A 278-nucleotide genomic window follows, 5' to 3' on the forward strand; every position below is an offset into this window, starting at 1 on the left:
GAGAGAAACAGCGAATTTCACCCCGGATGAGCAGTACATTAGTTGATGCTGAACTTCAGAAAATCAGTCAAATCATTGCACGACTGACCGACAAAGACATCTTTCCCTGGCTGGAGAACGGGCTGGAACCGACCGATACACAAGTTCACCGAGCAGCGACAATTGTTGCAGATCGTCTATGTGGTGCGCTTGCTGACCCGATTGTTCGCAATGCCCAAGAGCGCAGACAGCTGGCTACAATTAGGCAGTGGCTGGAACAGCGTGGCTATTCATACATT

General features: G+C 50.0%; 1 protein-coding gene. It reads left to right on the forward strand.

Annotated features, from left to right (window positions below):
• A partial coding sequence (locus tag FLQ44_RS23270; RefSeq protein ID WP_147696223.1) for a XamI family restriction endonuclease occupies positions 1-278 on the forward strand: 278 nt, incomplete at both ends.

This window comes from Vogesella mureinivorans (assembly GCF_007644035.1).
GTDB lineage: Bacteria > Pseudomonadota > Gammaproteobacteria > Burkholderiales > Chromobacteriaceae > Vogesella > Vogesella mureinivorans.